This is a genomic window from Achromobacter sp. T5-5, from assembly GCF_055397965.1.
This window is the reverse complement of sequence record NZ_AP027919.1, coordinates 2326136-2344684: the sequence shown is the minus strand read 5'-3', so window position 1 is coordinate 2344684 and position 18549 is coordinate 2326136. Positions and strand designations below refer to the sequence as shown.

The window sequence follows — 18549 nt, the reverse complement described above, 5'->3', positions numbered from 1 at the left end:
TTGCGGCCTTTCTACTTGGAACCGGGGGCTTTACCAGATGGTCTGAACGTGCGGGTAATCGCGAATCTTCATGTCGGCAGAGATCAAAGGCACCGAATGATGCCGCGCCGTCGCCACAATGATGCGGTCGGCGGGATCCTTGTGGAAGTCCCCGGGCAGGTCCACGGATTGCACCGAAATTCGCACATCCACCGGAACAAACCGAATCGCTGGCACCTGGGCAACCGTATCCAGCCAAGCCTCTGCGTCCATGGTCAGTGCCAGACGTCCCGCCTTGGTCAACATGGCCACTTCCCATGCGCTGATGGCCGAAACCAGGATTTCGCCATCCTGCAGCTCAGCTTCGATCGCGTCGCGTGCGGGGCGACTCAACTGCGAGTCGCCCGCTGCCCACCACACCAGCGCATGGGTGTCCAATGCGATCATTGCGCAGCCTCCCACGCATCGTCGCCGACCGGAGACAAAGGGTCGTCAAACCGTATGACCGAGCCGCGCAGCACATCCAGCGGATCGCGCTTCGCCACGGCCCGATACGGCCGAATTTCAAGGGCAGGCCTGCCGTGGTCGGTCACGACAATGGGCTCCCCCGTTGCTTCAACCTGCCGGAAAAGTTCAAGCGCACGCGCTTTGAACTCGGTTTTGGAAACGTGCTGGCTATGCATGGCGCCCTCTCAGAAAATGGTCAGTTCAGGCGGTCATTTTATCAACAAATGACTATAACAAATAGTCATTTTATAGCCATTGCCCAGCCGGGCGTCATCGCCACAGGCCGGATCCGCGCCCCCTTCAGCGCGCGGCACGGCCCGGGGCCGGCGGTTTGTCCAGCGCCCCCAGGATCTCGGCCGCCAGCCGCACCCGGGCCTCGTTGGGATAGTTGCGGTTGGCCAGGATGACGATGCCAAGCTTGCGCGCGGGCACGAAGGCCACATAGGCGCCAAAGCCGTTGGTCGAACCCGTCTTGTTGATCCAGGTATCGGCCTGCGGCGCCAGGGGCGGCAGCAAGGCCTTGGCCGGATGGCTCTGGCTGTTCAGGGTGCCGGCGTTGGCGGTCAGCAGGGTATCCAGCGCCACGGGATACGGAAACTGCTCCCACGCCATGTCCTGCGTCATCCCGCCCACCTGGTAATAGCCGACGTGGGTATCCGCGATGGCGCGGCGCACGTCCTTGTCCAGCACGTCCATGTCCATGCTGGCCTCGACGTAGCGCAGCATGTCGCGCGCGCTGGATTTCACGCCGTAGGCCTCGGCCGCCAGCACGCCCGGATTCACGCGCACGGGCGCGCCCTGCTTGTTGTAGCCCTGCGCATACCGCGACGCCTTGGCCGCGGGCACATTGACATAGGTGCTGGACAGGCCCAGCTTCGGAAAGAGGTCTTTTTCCAATGCCTGCGCGAACGGCTGCTTCATGCTTGCCGCGGTAGCCACCCCCAGCATCCCGATGCTGGGATTGGCGTAGGTGCGCGTCGTGCCGGGCGCGTCTTCGGGCTTCCATGCCTTCAGGTACTGCATCAGCTGCGCGTCGTCGCGCACCGCGTCCGGCACCTGCAGGGGAAACCCGCCCGTCGTGTGCGTGGCCAGGTTCAGCAGGGTCAGCTTGGCAAAGTCGGTGCCGGCCAGCTCGGGCAGGTGCTTGGCCGGACTGTCCGTCAGCGCCAGCAGCCCCTTGGCCTGCGCGTAGGCGGCCAGCGTCGCCGTGAAGGTCTTGCTGATCGAGCCCAGTTCGAACAACGTGTCCCGGTTGACCGCGCGCCGCGTCTCCAGCGATTCCACGCCATAGGTGAAGAAGCGTTGCCGCCCCTGGTGCGTGACGGCGATCACCATGCCCGCGATGTCATGCTGGCGGATGACCGCGCGGGCCGCCTCGTTGATGACGCTGTCGATGTAAGGCAGTTCGGAGCGCCCGAAGGCCGGGCCGGACACGGCGGCAAGCAGGCCGGCGCAGACGACGCCGGCGCAGAAGTGTCTGCGGATGTTCATGCAAGGTTCTCGGGGTGGCGCCAGACAGCCGGCGGGACGCGCGGCGCGGCAATGCGGAATCGTACCGCGCCAAAGCCCCCCCTGATCGCGCGCCCCATGAAAGCGGGCGAAGCGACGCCCCCTGCCCTGAACGCCGCCCGGACCCTTGCCTCACGCCAGCGCAGGCTCGGCAAGCGGGACGGTGGCGGCATCCAACCCCGCCGCGCCGCCCTGAACCGCTGCCCCGGTGTCCTTGTAGACCTTGCCGTCCTTCAGGACCAGGACGATCCGGTCCGGATCGGCCAGCAACGCAAGGTTCTGTAGCGGATTGCCATCCACCAGGACGACATCCGCCATGTAGCCCGGCCGCAGCATGCCCAGCTCATCCGGCCGCTGCATGATCTGCCCGCCCAGTCGCGTTGCCGCCACCAGCGCCTCGACCGGACTCATGCCGATGTAGTCGACGAAATACTGGAGATCGTTGGCATTCGTGCCATGCGGCATCCAGGCAAAACCGTAGTCGCCGCCGGGCAGGATGCGTATGCCCCGTTTGTGCATCTTGCGCAGGCTCTCGGCCGCGATCTCGAGCTCGCGCTTGTAGCCCATGCGCTCGGCGACGGCGGGCGTGATGCCGTAGTCGGACGCGTGGTAGGCGGTGCGCACCAGCCAGCCGATGCCCGGGGCGACGAAGTGCTTGTCCTTGTTGGCCTCCAGCATGTCCAGCGCCTCGTCGTCCGCGAAGCTGGCGTGATAGATCATCTCGATGCCGTGGCGCACGCATTGCTTGACCGATTCGCTGGACCGCGCGTGCGCGGCGACGCGTTTGCCGTACCGCTTGGCCTCGTTCGCCAGCATGGCGATCTCGTCCTCGGCGAACGGCGACATCTCGGCCGGCAGGCCGGCGATGTACTCGCCCGAAAGGTTGATCTTCAGATGGTCGACGCCGTACTTGATGAAGGTGCGGACCGACCGGCGGATCTCCTCCGGGCCGCTGCACACGCTGCCAAAGCTCAGTTCCTCGAAGTGCATGTGGGGCAGCGTGTTGTCGCCCAGCGCGCCGATGGTCGTAATCTCCTGGCTGCCGGCCAGGTAGCGCGGCCCCGGACATTCGCCGGCCTCGATCGCGTTGCGCAGCACCACGTCCAGCCGGGGCTTGGCGGCGGCGGCGCCGATTGCCGAAGTCCACCCCATTTCCAGGTAGCGCCTGGCCACCCGCACGCACCATAGGATATGTTCTTCTGGCGGCATGAACTGGATGGCCGCCAGCGTGGGCTGGTCGTTCCAGGAAAAATGCGTGTGCGCCTCGGTCATCCCGGGCATGAGGAATCGGCGCTTGCCGTCGACGACGCGTGCGCCCTCGCGGCTGACCCGCTCGGGCAGGCGCGCGACCTCGGCGATGCGCGTGCCGTCCACCAGGACTTCGCCGTCGAAGACGTCCTCGCCGCTTCCATCGAAGACGACAACGTTGGTAATCGCAATTCTGGACATGAAAAGTCTCCTCGCGGCCCGTCGGGGGCCGGCATTCTTATGGGGGGGGAGCGTCGGAATGTTCCGAAAAGACCCTAGCCGGACCGGGCCGCGTGAAACGCCGCGAATGCCTCAGCGCAGGCCTGGGGCTGCTCAAACGTGGTCCAGTGGCCGCAGCCTTGCAGGATCGTGTGTCGGCTGCCTGCGATGCGCCCCGCCATGGCCTGCACGTTGACCGGCGGCGCGACGCCGTCTTCGTCGCCCGTGACAAGCAGCGCCGGAATGCCGAGGCGTTCGAAGTCCGCGGCCTGCGCATCGGCAAGCGCTTCGCAGCTCTGCGCATACCCCTCCGGCGGCTGGCGCATCACGCTTTCGCGCACGAGGGCCAAGACGGCGGGCTGTTGCGCCTTGGTGCGGCTGCTGGTGGCGCCCTTGACGATGGCGTCGGCGATCTCCTGCAATGCCACCTCGCCCTCCCGCGCCAACGCCGCCCGCGCGCGAATGCCGGGCCTGCCCGCATCGGGCGGCGAGGTCAGCGGGCCGAACAGGGCCAGCGAACGGACCTTGGCCGGGTGCCGCAGGGCAAGATGCTGGGCCACGATGGTGCCCAGCGAGTGCGCCGCGACATGCACGGGCTCACCGCCCAGTTCATCGATCACGCGTGCCATCGATTCGACATAGCCCTCGATCGACAAGGGCCGACCCGGCAACGGCGATCGGGCGCTGCCCGGCAGATCCGGGCGGATGACCTGAAAGCCCGAAAAGGCGCTCATCAGGGGGGTCCAGGTGTTGGAGGAACCGCCCAGCCCATGGATGCACAGCAGCGAGGGGCCTGCGCCGTCGATTTCGACCGAGAGGCCATTGATGATGCGCGTCGTCATGCCTGCTCCTGGACAAATGCGTTTTCGATGGCCCCCAGGCCATCGATCTCCACCCGCACTACATCGCCTGCCGCCAGATAGCGAGCGGGCTTCATGCCCATCCCGACACCGGCCGGTGTCCCGGTGGCGATCACGTCGCCCGGATAGAGCGTGATGCCGCGCGAAATCGTTTCAATCAGGGAGGGAATGTCAAAGATCATGTTTTCGGTAAGGCCGTCCTGCCTGAGTTCGCCGTTGACCCAGCAGCGCACGCGCGTCCTGGTCCCATCGAACTCATCCGCCGTGACGATCCAGGGGCCCATCGGACAGAAGGTGTCGAACGATTTGCCCATGTCCCATTGTTGGTGCCGCATCTGCACGTCGCGCGCGGTGACATCGTTAATGACGGTGTAGCCGAAGACGTAGTCCAGGGCTGCGCCGCGCGATATGTTCTTGCCCGCCTTGCCGATGACCACGCCCAGCTCGGCTTCGTAGTCGATCTGTTCCGACACGCCGGTTGGCAGCAGGACCTGGGCCCGAGGCCCCACCACGCATTCCGGCACCTTGGTGAACACGATGGGCCAGGATTGCGGGTCCGCATCGTTATCCTTGAAAACCGACTCGGAGAGCTCCTTGGCATGCGCATGGTAGTTGCGTCCGACGCACCAGAGATTGCGCCGCGGACGGGGCAAGGGCGCGCGCAGGACCACGTCCGCCAGCGGCAGGGGCGCGCCCGCCTCCGCAAGCCTGCCGCCCGCCGCAAGCAGGTCGATCACGGCCTGCACGCCGATCTGCCTGGCCGCGTTGTCAAGCGCCAGCGGCGTCACCGACAGGCCATCGCCCGACACCAGCCCGACGCCGGGCTCCCCGTTGAATACGTAACTTGCAATGCGCACCGCAGTCTCCTTCAAGCCTTTGAAAATCGGTCGGCAGACTTTCGCCACACCGGTAGGCACCACTGTAAAGACGGCACGGGGCCGGCGCTTATCGTCGAGTGCGGGAACTTATCGCAGAGTCAGATGGCGTGCTAGGTGAATACACCTAGCCCCTGCGGGTACCTGAAAACGTGTCAAGCGCCCCTAAAATTCCCGAAAAAGGCCGGGGCACAACGAGGCTCCCCGACGGCGATGAACGCGCTCATCGTCCGACCAAAACCATGGAGACAATCATGCAAGAGACGTATGCCTTGCACGAAGGCGCATTTGGCCGCGCGGTCGTACTCGAATTGCGGGGCGACCTGATCGCCCACGCGCATGCCGAGGTGCAGCTGGCGCTTTGGCTGGGCGGCTCCAGAGCCGAGGCCCGAGTCGGGTCGAAGCTGGTGCGCTACAACGAGCACCTTGCGCTGGGCACGAACACCTATGAATCCCACGACGCGCGATTGCTCGATCGCTCGGGGCCTGCGGTGTTCCTCGTCTTGTACATTGCCCGGCCGTGGCTGGACGAACGCCGCGCCGCCACCGGCCGGCCGTTTCAGTTCGCCACGCCCGGCGTGCCCATCGACGCAGCTGTCCGCCAGAGCTGCTGGAGCCTCCTGGACAAGATCGTCGCGCCGCTAGGCCACACGCGCGACGATATCGACGCCGGGGTGCAGGCGCTGCTGCAGGCGGCGATCGAATCCTCCTCGCAGGCCGGACGGCCGCCCGGCGTGGCGCCCCGGCCGCAAACGCTGGATCACCGGCTGCGCAGCGCCATCTCCTACATGCGCGAAAACGTCCACGAACCCGTTGCAGTGGAAGACATCGCGGCCAAGGTCGGCCTGTCGCGCGGCCATTTTTTTGCGTTGTTCCGCGACCAGCTCAACACCACGCCCCAGGTGTTCTGGAGCGCGGTCCGCGTGGAAGAAGCCGTACGCAGGCTTGTGCATCAGGAACAGCCGCTCACGTCGGTCGCCATGGACCTGGGCTTTTCCACTCCCGGCAATTTTTCGCGGTTCTTCCGCGATCACATGGGCGTTTCGCCCTCGCGCTTTCGGCGCGCGGCTTCAGGCGCGGCGCCGCACCTGCTGACCGGCGTTTCATGACGCGGGGCAGGTGGCAATGCCCCGCGGTGCACGGCGGGGCTCAGAGATGAATAGTCCCGCGCAGGTACAGCGCCGCCTGGCCGCTGATGACCACGCGCCCGTTGTCCTGCACCTCGCACACGAGCTGGCCCTTGCGCGCCCCGCCCTGCTGCGCGGTAAGCGTGCGCTTGCCCAGCCGCTGCGCCCAGTAGGGTGCGAGCGAGGTGTGCGCGGAGCCGGTCACGGGGTCTTCGTTCACGCCCACGCGCGGGCCGAACCAGCGCGACACGAAGTCGAAACTCGACGACGGCGCGGTGACGGCCACGCCGCGCACGTCGAAGGCCGCCAGCGCCGCGAAGTCCGGCTGCAGGCCGGCGATGAGCGCCTCGTCCTCGATCACTACCAGGTAGTCGTCGGTGCGGTACAGGGCCTGCGCGGCCGGCAGGCCCAGCGCCTGCAGCAGTCCGGGCGGGATCTCTTCGGCCTGCGGCTGTTTGGCCGGAAAGTCCATCGCCAGGCGGTCGCCCGCGCGCCGCACGCGCAGCTCGCCGCTGCGCGTGGCAAAGCGCAGCACGTCTTCGCCGGCGTTCAGTTGCTCGAAGAGCACATAGGCCGATGCGAGCGTCGCGTGACCGCACAGGTCGACCTCGACCGCGGGCGTGAACCAGCGCAGTTCGTACCCCTCGCCGTTGCGAACGAAGTAGGCCGTTTCGGACAGATTATTTTCTTCGGCGATGCGCTGCAGGATGTCGTCGGGCAGCCAGGCATCCAGCGGCACGACCGCCGCGGGGTTGCCGCCAAAGGGCGCGGCGGAGAAGGCGTCTACTTGATAGAGATCGAATTGGGGCATGATGAATCCGGGGAATGTGTCGCGCGCGCGGCGCCAGACCGCATTTTGCTACATTTGAGGCCCCTGCCCGGACGTGTGCAACAACCGCCGCGTTCCCCGGGCGGGCGGCAGAAGAAAACCGCTTTCGACCACGGACCGACCATGCGCCTACCGTTTGCCGTTTTTGCTCGCCCTCCCGGCATCCCGGGTTTGAACGCCCGCCGCCTGCTGCCCGCAATGGCCGCGATCGCCGCAACGGCCACGCTATTGGCCAGCGCGGGCGCGCAGGCGCAGCAATGGTTCGACGTGCCGCCGCGGCCGGACCACCCCAACGTTTCCATCCGGATCGGCGCCCTGCCCGACACCCGGCAGGCGTCCGGCAACGCCAGGGGCAAGATGGAACTGCGCTACACCGCCGCCCAGACCATCCCCGGCGCGGACAAGGGACGCGGCCGCTTCAACCGGTCGGTGACGGACGTGCTGTTCAATTGCCGCCAGTCGCGCGTGGGCTTTTTGCCGACGACCAGCTACTACATGGACGAAAGCCTGGTCGCCGCCATCAAGGACGAGGGCCTGGACGAAAGCCAGGTGCAATTCGTGCGCTTTCCCGACGGCAGCCCGCAGATGAAGGCATTGCAGGCCGCCTGCGGCAAATAACCCGCCTACGCCAGCCTCAGCGTGCCGGGCGCGCGCAGCGGCGCCGCGTCCTGCCCGCGCCGCGCGCCATCCTCGGCCAGCCGGAACACGCCCACCGCCCGCACCAGCTCGCGGGCCTGGTCCTGCATGGAGCCCGCGGCGGCGGCCGCTTCTTCGACCAGGGCCGCATTCTGCTGCGTCACCTCGTCCATCTGCGCGACGGCGCGGTTCACCTGGTCGATGCCGCTGGCCTGTTCGTGCGATGCGGCCGCGATCTCACCCATGATGTCGGTCACATGCCGGACGGCCGTGACGATCTCCTGCATGGTGGCGCCGGCGCCTTCGACCTGGCGTGCTCCCTCGCCCACCTTGCCGGCGGATTCCTCGATCAAGGCCTTGACCTCGCGCGCGGCCTGGGCGCTGCGCTGGGCCAGCGAGCGGACCTCGCCCGCCACGACCGCGAAGCCCTTGCCCTGCTCGCCCGCGCGGGCCGCTTCGACCGCCGCATTGAGCGCGAGGATGTTGGTCTGGAACGCGATGCCGTCGATCACGGATACGATGTCGGAGATCTTGTGCGAACTGGCAGAAATGTCCTGCATGGTGCCCACCACGGCGGACACCGCGGCGCCCCCGCGCACGGCGATTTCTGATGCGCTGGCCGCAAGCTGGTTGGCCTGGCGGGCGTTGTCGGCGTTCTGCTTCACGGTGGAAGCCAGTTCCTCCATCGAGGCCGCCGTCTCTTCCAGCGACGCCGCCTGTTCTTCCGTGCGGCTGGAGAGGTCGGCATTGCCCGCGGCGATCTGGCCCGAGGCGCTGGAGATCGTTTCAGACCCATTCCTGATGGCGCGCACCGCGCCCGCGAGCCTGTCCTGCATGTCCTGCAGCGCATGGAGCAGGCGCCCGGTCTCATCCTTGGAACCGGCCTCGATGCGCTGGCCCAGGTCGCCCCCCGCCACGGTTTCGGCTGCCTTGACCGCGCGCGCGAGCGGACGGGTGATGGATCGGCTGACCTGCCACGCAAACAGCGCGCCCAGCGCCAGCGCAAGGCCCGACAGCGCGAGGTTCAGGCGCTCGGCCTCCTCGATGACCGCGCGGCTGGCGAGGCCGGCTTCGTCCATGTCGGCGGACTGCTGGCGCGACAGCGCGATGATGTGATCCTGCAGGCTTTCCAGGGTGGGCAGGGTTTCTTGCAGCAGGCGCTGGCGGGCGGCCTCGCGCTCGCCGCTGCGCAGCATCGCGCCCACTGACTGGAACGACTTCACGTAGCGGCCCCGCGCCGCTTCCAGCGTGCGCAGCCGGTCGGTGGCGTCCGGCGTTTTCATCAAGGGGCGCAGCGTGGCCAGCGCCTCGTCGATGCGCTGGCGGTTGGCGTCGATCTGCTGGAACAGCTTGTCGGCGGCCGCCGGATTCGCGTCGACGAACAGTTCCAGGTTGAGCCGCGCATTGGCGCGCGTCGTCACGTCGACCGTCGAGATGGCGCTGGCCTTGATCCAGGTCTCCTGGGTGATCGTGCGGTTGATGTTGCCGATGCGTGAGAGCTCGTAGTGCGAAACGCCGGCCAGGGCCAGCAACAGCGCCAGCACGGCGCCAAAGCCCAGGGCCAGGCGCGAGCCGATGGCCAGGTTGACGAAATAGGTGCGGAGGGTCTTCATGGGGTCTTTCGTCCAGGAGCGTCGATCTCCAGTCATCGCCGTGCAATCAGGCACAGCGCCAGCACACGGAAATGTCATAGGCCATCGAACAAGGGAAAACCCTAGTGTATTGGTCCTGACACATTTCGCAAACATTTGCGTGACGGTTGTTTGCGTTCGGACAAAGACAACCAACTGCCTGCGCGCCACGGCGACATTGCTAAGATCGGCACAACGTCCCGCACCGCCCGGTGCAGCACTGGGAGACCCCGCATGAAACCCTTGGAAAATGGCGTGGATGTCGCACTGGCGACGCAGGCGGACGACACCCTGGTGCAGGCGTTCGCGCGCCTGCTGCCCCAGTTGTCACAGAGCGCGCCGCCCCTGTCCAAGGCGGACCTGGATGAAATCATCCATGCCCCGTGCAATCACCTGTTCATCGCCACGATGGGACCTGACCGGCGCATCGTGGGCACGCTGACGCTGGTGCACTTTCGCATTCCCACCGGCGTGCGCGCATGGATCGAGGATGTGGTGGTGGACACGCAGGCGCGTGGGCTGAAGGTTGGCATGGCGCTGACACGCGCGGCCATTGCCAAGAGCCGCGAACTGAAGGCCCGCACGCTGGACCTGACCTCCAATCCGGGACGGCTGTCGGCGCACCACCTGTATGAGTCGGCCGGCTTCGTGATGCGCGACACGCGCGTCTACCGCTACCAGGGCTGAACCGCCGCGGCTATTGGTAGCGTTCGCGATAGCCCACCGGCGACATGCCGCAGTACTTGTTGAAGATGTCGCGAAAGGCCTTGGTGTCGTTGTAGCCGACCTCGTACATGACCTCTGCGACGCTCTTGCGCGAGGTCTCCAGCCGCTGCTTGGCGGCCTCGACGCGCACGCGCTGCAGGTATTCGACGATGCTGTTGCCCGTGGCCTGGCGGAACCGGCGTTCCAGCGTGCGGCGGCCCAGCGCGTGGCGGCCGGCCAGTTCCTCGACCGTGATCTTTTCCGGATAGCGGCCTTCGATGTATTCCTGCACCGCGCGCACGATGTCATCGGCATGCGACTTCTGGCCCATGAAGACGGAAAACGGCAACTGGCTCTGGCGGCTCCAGTCCAGCTGGAAGTACTTGGCGCACCAGATCGCGGTGTCGCGGTCGGTGTATTTCTCGATCAGGTGCAGCACCAGATGCGCCGCCGAAAACGCGCCGCCGCTGGTGTAGACCCCGTTTTCGGCCAGCACCACGCGGTCGCTGGTCCACTGCACCGAGGGAAACAGGCTGGCATAGAGGTTCTGCGCCACCCAATGCACGACCGCCTGCTGGCCGTCGAGCACGCCGCCCGCCGCGAGCAGCGCGGCGCCGACGCAGAGGCTGGCGACCTCGCCCCCGTTGCGGTGATGGCGCGACAGCCATTCGATGAGTTCGCGATTGGACAGCACGGCGTCCGACACCGACCCCAGCAGCGGCGGCGCGATGCAGATGTCGATGTCGGTGGCGTCGGCCAGCACCATGTCGGCCACCACCTTGATGCGTCCTTCGTCCAGGCTGACCTCGCGCGTCAGGGCCAGCGTGCGCACGTGAAAGCGCGGCTCGCGGCCATGGGCGCGCAGGTATTCGTTGGCCACCATGAATCCGTGGCGCGCGGTTTCCAGGGACGCAATATTGGCCCCTTGTGGCAGCAGGAACGCGACGTTTTTCATGTCGCCAAGCATACCGCCGCAGGCTGACGCAATCCACCCGCAAGATTGTCGCAATCTCCTATCTGAAAGCGGCGCCGATCCCGATACAGTGGCACCAGCCGGTCCAGAAATCCGGACGGCGGCCCGGACGGCTTGCGGGCGTCCCGGCTCGAACCAGAACAACACGGACGTGAGGAGTGATCGATGGACAAATACATAGACGGTTTCCTGCTGTGCGTACCCAAGGCCAACCTGGAGACGTACAAGAAAATGGCGCAGCATGCCGAGGGCATCTGGCGCGAACACGGCGCGCTGGACTACCGCGAAGGCGTGGCCGACGACATCGACGGCGAAGGCTTTGCGTCGTTCAGCGCGGCGGCCGGCGCGCGCGGGGGCGAGGTCGTGGTGTTCGCCTGGATCCTGTATCCCAGCAAGGAAGACCGCAACCGGATCAACGCCAAGGTCATGGCCGACCCGCGCCTGGCGGACATGTGCTGCGAAGGCGTGTTCGACGTCAAGCGCATGTGCTGGGGCGGATTCGCCACCCTGGTCGGCAACTAGCACAACTCGCACGCAAGGCCCGCGCCGCGCACACCGCCGCGGCCGCGCGACAACCTGGAGACACATCATGGCCACCCAAGCAGTCAAGCCCATCCCCGACGGCATGCACACGCTGACGCCGCACATCGTGTGCGAGGGCGCGTCCGACGCCCTCGCCTTCTACAAGAAAGCGTTCAACGCCGAGGAGCTCATGCGGCTGCCCGGTCCCAACGGCAAGATCATGCACGCGGCCGTGCGCATCGGGGACTCGGTCCTCATGCTGATGGATGATTTTCCGGAATGGGGCAGCCTGGGGCCGAAGGCGCTCAAGGGCACGCCCGCCGTCCTGCACCTGTACGTGACCGACGCGGACGCCGCCATCGCGCGGGCCGTTGCCGCCGGCGCGCAGGTGACGATGCCCGCGGCCGACATGTTCTGGGGCGACCGCTATGGGCAGGTGGTGGATCCGTTCGGCCACCGCTGGTCGATCGCCACCCACAAGCAGGACCTCACGCCCGAGGAAATCCAGCAGAACATGGCGAAGATGGGCGCAATGGAAGGCTGCGGCGACCCGGCCAAGCGATAAGCGTGCGGGGCGGCCCGGCCAGGCGGCGCGCCGACCGGCCGCCCGCCTGCCCCAGGGCCAGCTACTTGGGCGCGGGTTGCGGATACGCGCCCAGGAAATCCAGCTTGCCGATCGGCACGCCCGCCTGGCGCAGGATGCCGTAGGCGGTCGTCACGTGGAAGTAGAAGTTCGGCAGCGCGAACGTCAGCAGGTAGTCATCGCCCTGGAACTCGGGCTTGAATTCGCCGAAGCTCAGCGTGATGCGGCGGCCTTCGGCGCCCTCGATCTGTTCCGGCGTCACGCTTTGCAGGTAGGCGACCGTGTCGGCGATGCGCTGCTGCAGTTGTGCGAGCGTGGTCTCGTTGTCCGGAAACTTCGGGGCTTCGCCCTGCGACAACCGCTGCGCCGCGAATTTCGCGGCGTCGCTCGCGCGCTGGATCTGGCCCGACAGCGGATACATGTCGGGCGCGAGGCGCGCGTTCACGAGCTGGGCAGGATCGATGCCCGCGGCCTGCGCGTGCGCGGCGGCTTTTTCGAGCAGCGCGGCCAGCACATTCAGGCCGCGGAGAAAGACAGGCACGGACGCCTGGTACATGGACAAGGGCATGGCGATGATTTCCGTCAGGGTGATGGGCCCGGCGCGCCGCGCTCCGGACGCCGCGGGACTGCCGCGATGTTACGCCGCGCCAGGGCTGGCTGGCCACCGGCAGCGTCGACATGACCATTCTTCGCGTCCGAACAATGCGCCGGGCCGTTCGGGCGCCGGCTGGAAAGCCCCTGACCCCGTCACCCTGGCATCCCTGCACCCGCCGTGACCGCCGCGCCCACGCGGCGCTGGGTCTGGAAGAACCGCCACACCAGCGCGGACGCATCCGGCCCGGTGCGCGCGTGATACCGCACGGCGGGGTCGCCGCCGCTCCACGCATGCTCCAGCCGCGTGATCTCGCACAGGCGCAGCACCGTCTTGCGGCCGCGCATCAGATCCACCCGGCGGTAGGCCTTTTCCGTCCCCAATCCCATCACCCGCTCGATCGGCAAGACATGCGGGTCAGGGGCATTCACGGCGCGGAACTGCTCGAACAGCTGCTTCGCATTGCGCGGGGCGACGGCCGGATCGAGCTGGCCGTGCAGGATCAGCACGGGCATGCCGAGCTGGAACACGGCGGGGTCCGCCACCGACGCCAACAGCGGCACCAAGGGCTTGATGCTGCCCCGGCGCATCGTGCCGATCCCGCCCGCCGCGCTGTGCGCATCGCCCACGACCGGTCCCGAGTGCATGGCCACCGCCGCGATCAGGCGGGGATGCCGCAAGGCGACCAGCGCGGCCATGCCCGCGCCGGCCGACAGGCCCGCCACGTAGACCCGCTCGGGGTCCAGGCCATGGCGCTCGACCTCGTTGCGGATCAGGGCCGCGATCAGGTCGGCCTCGGCGCCGCCGTGATCGTCGTTCGGCTGGAACCAGCGCCAGCAGCGCTGCACCTGGCGCGTCATGGACTGCTGCGGATACAGCACCATGAAACCGCCGGCGTCTGCCCACTGGTTCATGCGCGACCCTTGCGCGAACGCCGACGACGTCTGCCGGCAGCCGTGCAGCATCACGACCAGCGGCCGGCCGCCGGGCGTTTCCGTCAAGGGGGTATAGCGGGCGAAGGCCAAACGGCGTCCCGCGCCGTCGGAGAATTGGCGCGAGGCTTCCCAACGCCCGGCGCCCAGCGAGGCCGCGGCAGGCGCTGCCGCCCGCCCCGCCCCGGGCGCACGGGCCGTCTTGACTGCTTTGACTGCCTTGGCCGTCTTGCGCGCCGTCGTCGCGCGCTTGCGCGGCGGCTTGGGCGTGGCCATGCGCATCGCCGCGCGCTGCAGGCGCGAGATCTTTTTTGCCGCTTTGAAAAACAGACTGCTGAAACTGCGCGCCATGGCTGGGGCCTGTTCGGTAGATGCTGTTTGCCGCACGGCCCAGCGGGCCAAGGGGCGCGGCGCCGGACGGCAGTCGTCGCGGCCAGGCCGCTCCGCAAGGCGGATGCCTGGCGCCGGATGCGGGCGCCGCGCCGGCGATGCAGCCAGGGCGCCGTCTGTGCCACGGCGGTCCGCCAGGTGGGCCGCCAGTTCGTTCTCGTGTTAAATGTATCACAGAGTAACTAACCGGCCGCCCCGTGAACGGTCGGCCGCGGCCCGCGCCGTTTGCACCAGATCAAACCCGCGCCGCATCCGTCGACGCCAGGCCGCGCGCGCCCTTGAGCACCCGCGGCAAAAGGCCTATGGTGGACGACTTGTTCCAAGCAGGCGCCGATATGTTTCCCAACGACCGTCCCCAGACCCTGGGCGAAGAAATCGCCAACAGCATCAGCCACGGGCTGGGCGCCGCCGGCGCGCTGGCCGGCACGCCGCTGCTGATCGCGGCGGCCGCGCGCCAGGGCGATGCGGCCTTCATCGCCGGCGCCGCGGTGTTCGCGGCCTCGATGTGCCTGCTGTACCTGGCGTCCGCCATCTATCACGCGCTGCCCCGCTGCCGCGCCAAGCAGATCTTCAACGTGCTGGACCACTCGGCCATCTACCTGCTCATCGCCGGGACCTACACGCCGTTTGCGCTGGGCGCGTTGCGCGGGCCCTGGGGCTGGACCCTGTTCGGATTGGTCTGGGGGCTGGCCCTGCTGGGCGTGGGCCTGAAGGCCAGCAAGCGGCTCAACCGGCCCGCGCTGTCCACCGGGCTGTACCTGGCGATGGGCTGGATCGTCGTGATCGCCGTCAAGCCCTTGCTGGAGCGGGTGCCCTCGGGCGGCCTGTGGTGGCTGGTGGCGGGCGGCCTGGCCTACACGGGCGGCGTGGTGTTCTTCGTGTTCGACAACCGCTGGCGCTACAGCCATTTCATCTGGCATCTGTTCGTGCTGGCGGGCACGGTCTGCCACTTCTTCGCGGTCTTCTGGTACGCCGCCTGACGCGCGGCCGCCGCATCCGGCGGGCGTCGGGACGCGCTCGGCGACGCCGTCCACCGCGCGTTCGTCCATCCCGTCCGCCTGTCCCGTCCGCCTGCCCCGTCGGCTTATCCCGTCCGCCTATCCCGGACCCACCGATCCCGGCCCCGCGCCCGGCAGGCCGCCCTGCCGCGGTTCGGCCTGACGCAGGTATTCCTTCGGCGGCCGGCCCAGCACGCGCCGGAACATCGTGGAAAACGCCGCAGGGCTCTGATACCCGAAGTCCAGCGCGATCGCCGTGACCGGCTCGCCCTCCGCCAGGCGGGCCAGGGCCAGCACCACGCAGGCGCGCTGGCGCCATTCGGAATACGCCATGCCCGTCAGCCGCCGGAAGGTCCGGCTGAACGTACGCGCGCTCATGTGCAGGCGGTCCGCCCATTCCTGCGGCGGCAGGCGCGCATCGGGCGCCGCGATGAAAGCGCGGCATAGCGGCGCAAGCCGCTTGTCGCGCGGCAAGGGGATATGCAGCGGCAGCACCGCCGCGCGCTCGACCTCGTGCAGCAGCAAGGCAGCCAGCGCCCCGTCGCGGCCCCGCGGGTCATAGGCGGCGGGCATGTCCACGGCCTCCAGCAGCAGCGCGCGCAGCAGCGGCGACACCTCGATCACCTCGCAGGACTTGCTGCCCGCGCGCGCCGCGCCCGGCTCGATATAGGCGCTGCGCGTACTGACGCCCAGCATGCGGACCCGATGCGTCACGCCTGCCGGAATCCAGACGGCGCGTTGCGGCGGAACCACCCAATTGCCGTCGCGCGTGGCCACGTGCATGACGCCGGTGGCGCCGTAGAGCAACTGCGCCCGCCGATGGGCGTGGTCGGGCAGCAGTTCTCCCCGGGGATAGTCGTTGCCGATCGCGACCACCGGACGTGCGAGGCCGTCGTGCCGGTCGATATGGGTGTTGCGCATGGTGCATGCCGCGTTCGCGAGGCGGCGGCTTGGCCGAAACGAAAACATCATTGTCCCATCCTCGAAAGCGGGCCAGGCGCGGCGCCCCTATCGTGGCGGCTTTCCTGCAAGGAATGGCGGCATGTTCTACCTGGCGTTGGTCTTCATAGGCGGCCTTTGCGGCATCACCACGGTGCTCTTCGGCTTTGGCGGCGGCTTCGTGGTGGTGCCCGCGCTGTACGGGCTGCTGACGGCCATGCATGGCGCGGATGACGCAATCGGCCAGTCGGCGATGCACATCGCCGTGGCGACCTCCACATGCGTCATGATCGTCAGTTCGGCGTCTGCCACGCACAGGCACCTGCGCGCGGGCAACATCGTTCGCGACTACGTGTGGCCGCTGGCGGGCTACATTGCGGCGGGCGCCCTGCTGGGCGCGTGGGCCGCCACCCGCGTCGACGGCGGCTTCGTGCGCCATGCCTTCATCGCCTACCTGGGCGTGACGATCCTGGATTGCCTGTTGCGCCAGGGCTTCATGTCGCAGGGCGCAGGCGCGGCGCCGCGTGCGCTGGGCCGTGCGGCTACGATGGCCGGCGGCTTGGGCATCGGGGCGATTGCCGCCTTCCTAGGCGTGGGCGGCAGCGTCATGACCGTTCCATTGCTGCGCCGGCGCGGCTTGCCGATGGCCAAGGCCGCCGCCATGGCCAACCCGCTGACCCTGCCGGTCGCGCTCGCGGGCACGCTTGCCTACCTGGCCGCGGCGCACCAGGCGCCGCAGGCGCTGTCGCCGTGGATCGTCGGTTATGTGGACCTGCTGGCTTTCGCTGCGCTGGCGCTGGGATCGCTGGCCGGCATCCGGCTGGCCGCCCCGCTGATTCCGCGCATTGCCGACCGCCTGCACGCACGCGTCTACGTGCTGCTGCTGATCCTCGTGATGATCGGCATGATCGCGCTCTAGCCGCCCTTTTCGCAAAAACCTGCGGACACATCGCCGCCAGCAGCGACTACCAAACCGCGCAAAACGTTTCGGACGCGCGTCCTGGGGCCGCCCTGCAAGGGCTTGCCCGGCAAATGGTGGCCTGGCGACACAGGAAAACACATCGCGAAACTTGTGCCCGGCCCGCCCCGCTCGTCATCATGGTCGGACTTTCAACCGGAACTAGGAGATTTCATGCAGCGTTCCACTTATGGATTCCTGTCCGCCGCCATCCTGACGACGGCGCTGTCCGGTGCCCCTGCCCTGGCCCAGCAGGCCAGCCAGCCCCAGGCGCAGAGCCAGGCGCAGACTCAGGCTCAACCCGGCATGGCGCCCGCCGTGCGGCAGCCCACGGACCAGCAATTGCAGAAGTTCGCCTCGGCTTCGCAGAAAATCTCGGGCGTCGTCACCGAGTACCGCCCCAAGGTCGATGCCGCCAAGACCGACGACGCCAAGCAGAAGGTCGTCCAGGAAGCGGACGCAAAGATGGTGCAGCTGGTTCGCGCCGACGGCCTGACCGTCGAAGAGTTCAACGGCATCGGACAGGCCGTGCAGCAGGACCCGCAGCTCAGGGAGCGGCTCATGAAAATGGGCCCGGGCACGCCCGCGCCTCGCTGAGCGGCCTGCACACGCCGCCGTGGCCCCGCCGCGGCAAGGCGACGCGACCGCCTGCCCGGGGTACGCGGCGCCTCGCCCAGGGCGGGACACGTTTGCCGGCGATGGCCGAGCGGTTATCCTAGGCGCCAGACCCTTGTTTGGACGCCCTCCAGGAGCACCGCAACTTGACCCCGGAACTCACCCTCTACGATCTGGCCGGCGCGGATGCCGCGTTGCGCTTCAGCCCGCATTGCTGGAAGACGCACATGGCGCTGGCCCACAAGGGCCTGACAGCCGAGACCATCCCCTGGCGCTTCACCGAAAAGGAAGCCATCGGCTTCTCCGGCCAAAAGCTCGTGCCGGTGCTGGTGCACGGCGAGCACGTCGTGAGCGACTCCTGGCAGATCGCCTGCTACCTCGAAGACACGTTTCCCGAGCGGCCCTCGCTCTTTGGCGGCGATCACGCCCGTCCGCTCAGTCAGTTCGTGAATGCGTGGGCCGACACCACGCTGGTGCCCGTGCTGGCACGCCTGCTGCTGCCCGAGATCCACGGCCTGATCCACGACAAGGACAAGGACTATTTCCGTGCGACGCGCGAGAAGCGATTCGGCCGGCTCGAAGACCTGCCGGCCGGCTACGCGGACCGCATCGCCGAGCTGCGCGCCGCGCTGCTGCCCCTGCGCCAGACGCTGGGCAAGCAGCCCTATCTGGCAGGCAGCGCGCCCGGGTACGCGGATTATTCGGTCTTCGGGATGTTCATGTGGGCCCGTTGCACCAGCCCCTTGGCGCTGCTGGACGCGGACGACCCGGTGTACGCCTGGCGCGAGCGGCTGCTGGACGCATTCGGCGGGCTGGCGCGCCGCGCGGCGGTGAGACCGGCGGCGCAGGCGGCCTGAGCGCGGCGCGCGGCGCTCAGGCCTCACGCCGCGGGTCTTGACGCCGCGGGGCTTGACGCCGCAGG

The 18549-nt window shown here is 67.9% G+C and carries 21 protein-coding genes; 9 read left to right on the top strand and 12 right to left on the bottom strand.

Features of this window, described 5'->3' with window-relative positions; genetic code table 11:
- Positions 1-30 precede the first annotated feature (30 nt).
- The 6 genes from ACZ50Q_RS10535 to ACZ50Q_RS10510 all read right to left on the bottom strand — a co-directional run bounded on the left by ACZ50Q_RS10535 (position 31) and on the right by ACZ50Q_RS10510 (position 5179).
- Positions 31-426, bottom strand: a complete 396-nt coding sequence (locus ACZ50Q_RS10535; protein WP_464081452.1) for a type II toxin-antitoxin system VapC family toxin — start codon at positions 424-426, stop codon at positions 31-33.
- Complete coding sequence (locus tag ACZ50Q_RS10530; RefSeq protein WP_076520219.1) at positions 423-662, bottom strand: type II toxin-antitoxin system Phd/YefM family antitoxin; 240 nt, start codon at positions 660-662, stop codon at positions 423-425. The genes ACZ50Q_RS10535 and ACZ50Q_RS10530 overlap by 4 nt, the downstream gene beginning before the upstream one ends.
- Positions 663-786: 124 nt before the next feature.
- Complete coding sequence (blaAMZ, locus tag ACZ50Q_RS10525) at positions 787-1977, bottom strand: AMZ family class C beta-lactamase (RefSeq protein ID WP_464081451.1); 1191 nt, start codon at positions 1975-1977, stop codon at positions 787-789.
- A gap of 150 nt (positions 1978-2127) precedes the next feature.
- Positions 2128-3444 carry a metal-dependent hydrolase family protein gene (locus ACZ50Q_RS10520; RefSeq protein ID WP_464081450.1) on the bottom strand — a complete coding sequence of 439 codons (1317 nt, stop codon included), beginning with the start codon at positions 3442-3444 and terminating at the stop codon, positions 2128-2130.
- 74 nt (positions 3445-3518) lie between these two features.
- A complete protein-coding gene (locus tag ACZ50Q_RS10515; RefSeq protein ID WP_464081449.1) occupies positions 3519-4304 on the bottom strand; it encodes an alpha/beta fold hydrolase in 786 nt (261 codons plus the stop codon).
- Positions 4301-5179: a fumarylacetoacetate hydrolase family protein gene (locus ACZ50Q_RS10510; RefSeq protein ID WP_464081448.1), complete on the bottom strand. Its 879-nt coding sequence runs from the start codon at positions 5177-5179 to the stop codon at positions 4301-4303. Before ACZ50Q_RS10510 ends, ACZ50Q_RS10515 begins: the two co-directional genes overlap by 4 nt.
- Before the next feature lie 272 nt (positions 5180-5451).
- Between ACZ50Q_RS10510 and ACZ50Q_RS10505 the strand changes: the two genes are divergently transcribed.
- Positions 5452-6306: a helix-turn-helix domain-containing protein gene (locus tag ACZ50Q_RS10505; protein WP_464081447.1), complete on the top strand. Its 855-nt coding sequence runs from the start codon at positions 5452-5454 to the stop codon at positions 6304-6306.
- Positions 6307-6346: 40 nt separating this feature from the next.
- On the opposite strand, the gene ACZ50Q_RS10500 is transcribed toward ACZ50Q_RS10505, so the two are convergent.
- Entirely contained in the window at positions 6347-7135 is a 789-nt protein-coding gene (locus ACZ50Q_RS10500) for a PhzF family phenazine biosynthesis protein (RefSeq protein WP_464081446.1), read from the bottom strand.
- A 189-nt stretch (positions 7136-7324) separates the two neighbouring features.
- Here ACZ50Q_RS10500 and ACZ50Q_RS10495 point away from each other — a divergent pair, with 189 nt between their 5' ends.
- Positions 7325-7771: a hypothetical protein gene (locus ACZ50Q_RS10495; protein ID WP_464081445.1), complete on the top strand. Its 447-nt coding sequence runs from the start codon at positions 7325-7327 to the stop codon at positions 7769-7771.
- A gap of 5 nt (positions 7772-7776) precedes the next feature.
- On the opposite strand, the gene ACZ50Q_RS10490 is transcribed toward ACZ50Q_RS10495, so the two are convergent.
- The gene (locus ACZ50Q_RS10490) at positions 7777-9402 is read right to left on the bottom strand and encodes a methyl-accepting chemotaxis protein (RefSeq protein ID WP_464081444.1); all 1626 of its coding nucleotides are present in this window, start codon (positions 9400-9402) and stop codon (positions 7777-7779) included.
- Between the two features lie 252 nt (positions 9403-9654).
- Here ACZ50Q_RS10490 and ACZ50Q_RS10485 point away from each other — a divergent pair, with 252 nt between their 5' ends.
- The gene (locus tag ACZ50Q_RS10485) at positions 9655-10107 is read left to right on the top strand and encodes a GNAT family N-acetyltransferase (RefSeq protein ID WP_092581312.1); all 453 of its coding nucleotides are present in this window, start codon (positions 9655-9657) and stop codon (positions 10105-10107) included.
- A gap of 10 nt (positions 10108-10117) precedes the next feature.
- Here the strand turns inward: ACZ50Q_RS10485 and ACZ50Q_RS10480 are convergent, their stop codons facing one another.
- Complete coding sequence (locus ACZ50Q_RS10480; RefSeq protein ID WP_092581313.1) at positions 10118-11092, bottom strand: GlxA family transcriptional regulator; 975 nt, start codon at positions 11090-11092, stop codon at positions 10118-10120.
- Positions 11093-11263: 171 nt separating this feature from the next.
- On the opposite strand from ACZ50Q_RS10480, the gene ACZ50Q_RS10475 reads away from it, so the two are divergent.
- Positions 11264-11620, top strand: a complete 357-nt coding sequence (locus ACZ50Q_RS10475) for a DUF1428 domain-containing protein (RefSeq protein WP_464081443.1) — start codon at positions 11264-11266, stop codon at positions 11618-11620.
- 67 nt (positions 11621-11687) lie between these two features.
- A complete protein-coding gene (locus ACZ50Q_RS10470; RefSeq protein WP_464081442.1) occupies positions 11688-12185 on the top strand; it encodes a VOC family protein in 498 nt (165 codons plus the stop codon).
- 61 nt (positions 12186-12246) lie between these two features.
- Here the strand turns inward: ACZ50Q_RS10470 and ACZ50Q_RS10465 are convergent, their stop codons facing one another.
- Positions 12247-12771 (bottom strand): DUF1993 domain-containing protein, encoded by a 525-nt coding sequence (locus ACZ50Q_RS10465; protein WP_076520207.1) that lies wholly within the window; start codon positions 12769-12771, stop codon positions 12247-12249.
- 179 nt (positions 12772-12950) lie between these two features.
- Positions 12951-14078 (bottom strand): extracellular catalytic domain type 1 short-chain-length polyhydroxyalkanoate depolymerase, encoded by a 1128-nt coding sequence (locus ACZ50Q_RS10460; RefSeq protein ID WP_464081441.1) that lies wholly within the window; start codon positions 14076-14078, stop codon positions 12951-12953.
- A gap of 374 nt (positions 14079-14452) precedes the next feature.
- Here ACZ50Q_RS10460 and trhA point away from each other — a divergent pair, with 374 nt between their 5' ends.
- Positions 14453-15097, top strand: coding sequence for a PAQR family membrane homeostasis protein TrhA (gene trhA / locus ACZ50Q_RS10455; protein ID WP_076522029.1), 645 nt, complete (start codon positions 14453-14455; stop codon positions 15095-15097).
- A 117-nt stretch (positions 15098-15214) separates the two neighbouring features.
- Here trhA and ACZ50Q_RS10450 read toward each other — a convergent pair whose 3' ends face one another.
- Positions 15215-16036 (bottom strand): AraC family transcriptional regulator, encoded by an 822-nt coding sequence (locus ACZ50Q_RS10450; protein ID WP_092581445.1) that lies wholly within the window; start codon positions 16034-16036, stop codon positions 15215-15217.
- Between the two features lie 121 nt (positions 16037-16157).
- On the opposite strand from ACZ50Q_RS10450, the gene ACZ50Q_RS10445 reads away from it, so the two are divergent.
- The 3 genes from ACZ50Q_RS10445 to ACZ50Q_RS10435 all read left to right on the top strand — a co-directional run bounded on the left by ACZ50Q_RS10445 (position 16158) and on the right by ACZ50Q_RS10435 (position 18484).
- The gene (locus ACZ50Q_RS10445; RefSeq protein ID WP_464081440.1) at positions 16158-16973 is read left to right on the top strand and encodes a sulfite exporter TauE/SafE family protein; all 816 of its coding nucleotides are present in this window, start codon (positions 16158-16160) and stop codon (positions 16971-16973) included.
- A 213-nt stretch (positions 16974-17186) separates the two neighbouring features.
- Entirely contained in the window at positions 17187-17609 is a 423-nt protein-coding gene (locus tag ACZ50Q_RS10440) for a DUF4168 domain-containing protein (RefSeq protein ID WP_464081439.1), read from the top strand.
- A 164-nt stretch (positions 17610-17773) separates the two neighbouring features.
- A complete protein-coding gene (locus tag ACZ50Q_RS10435) occupies positions 17774-18484 on the top strand; it encodes a glutathione S-transferase family protein (RefSeq protein WP_464081438.1) in 711 nt (236 codons plus the stop codon).
- Positions 18485-18549: the final 65 nt, after the last annotated feature.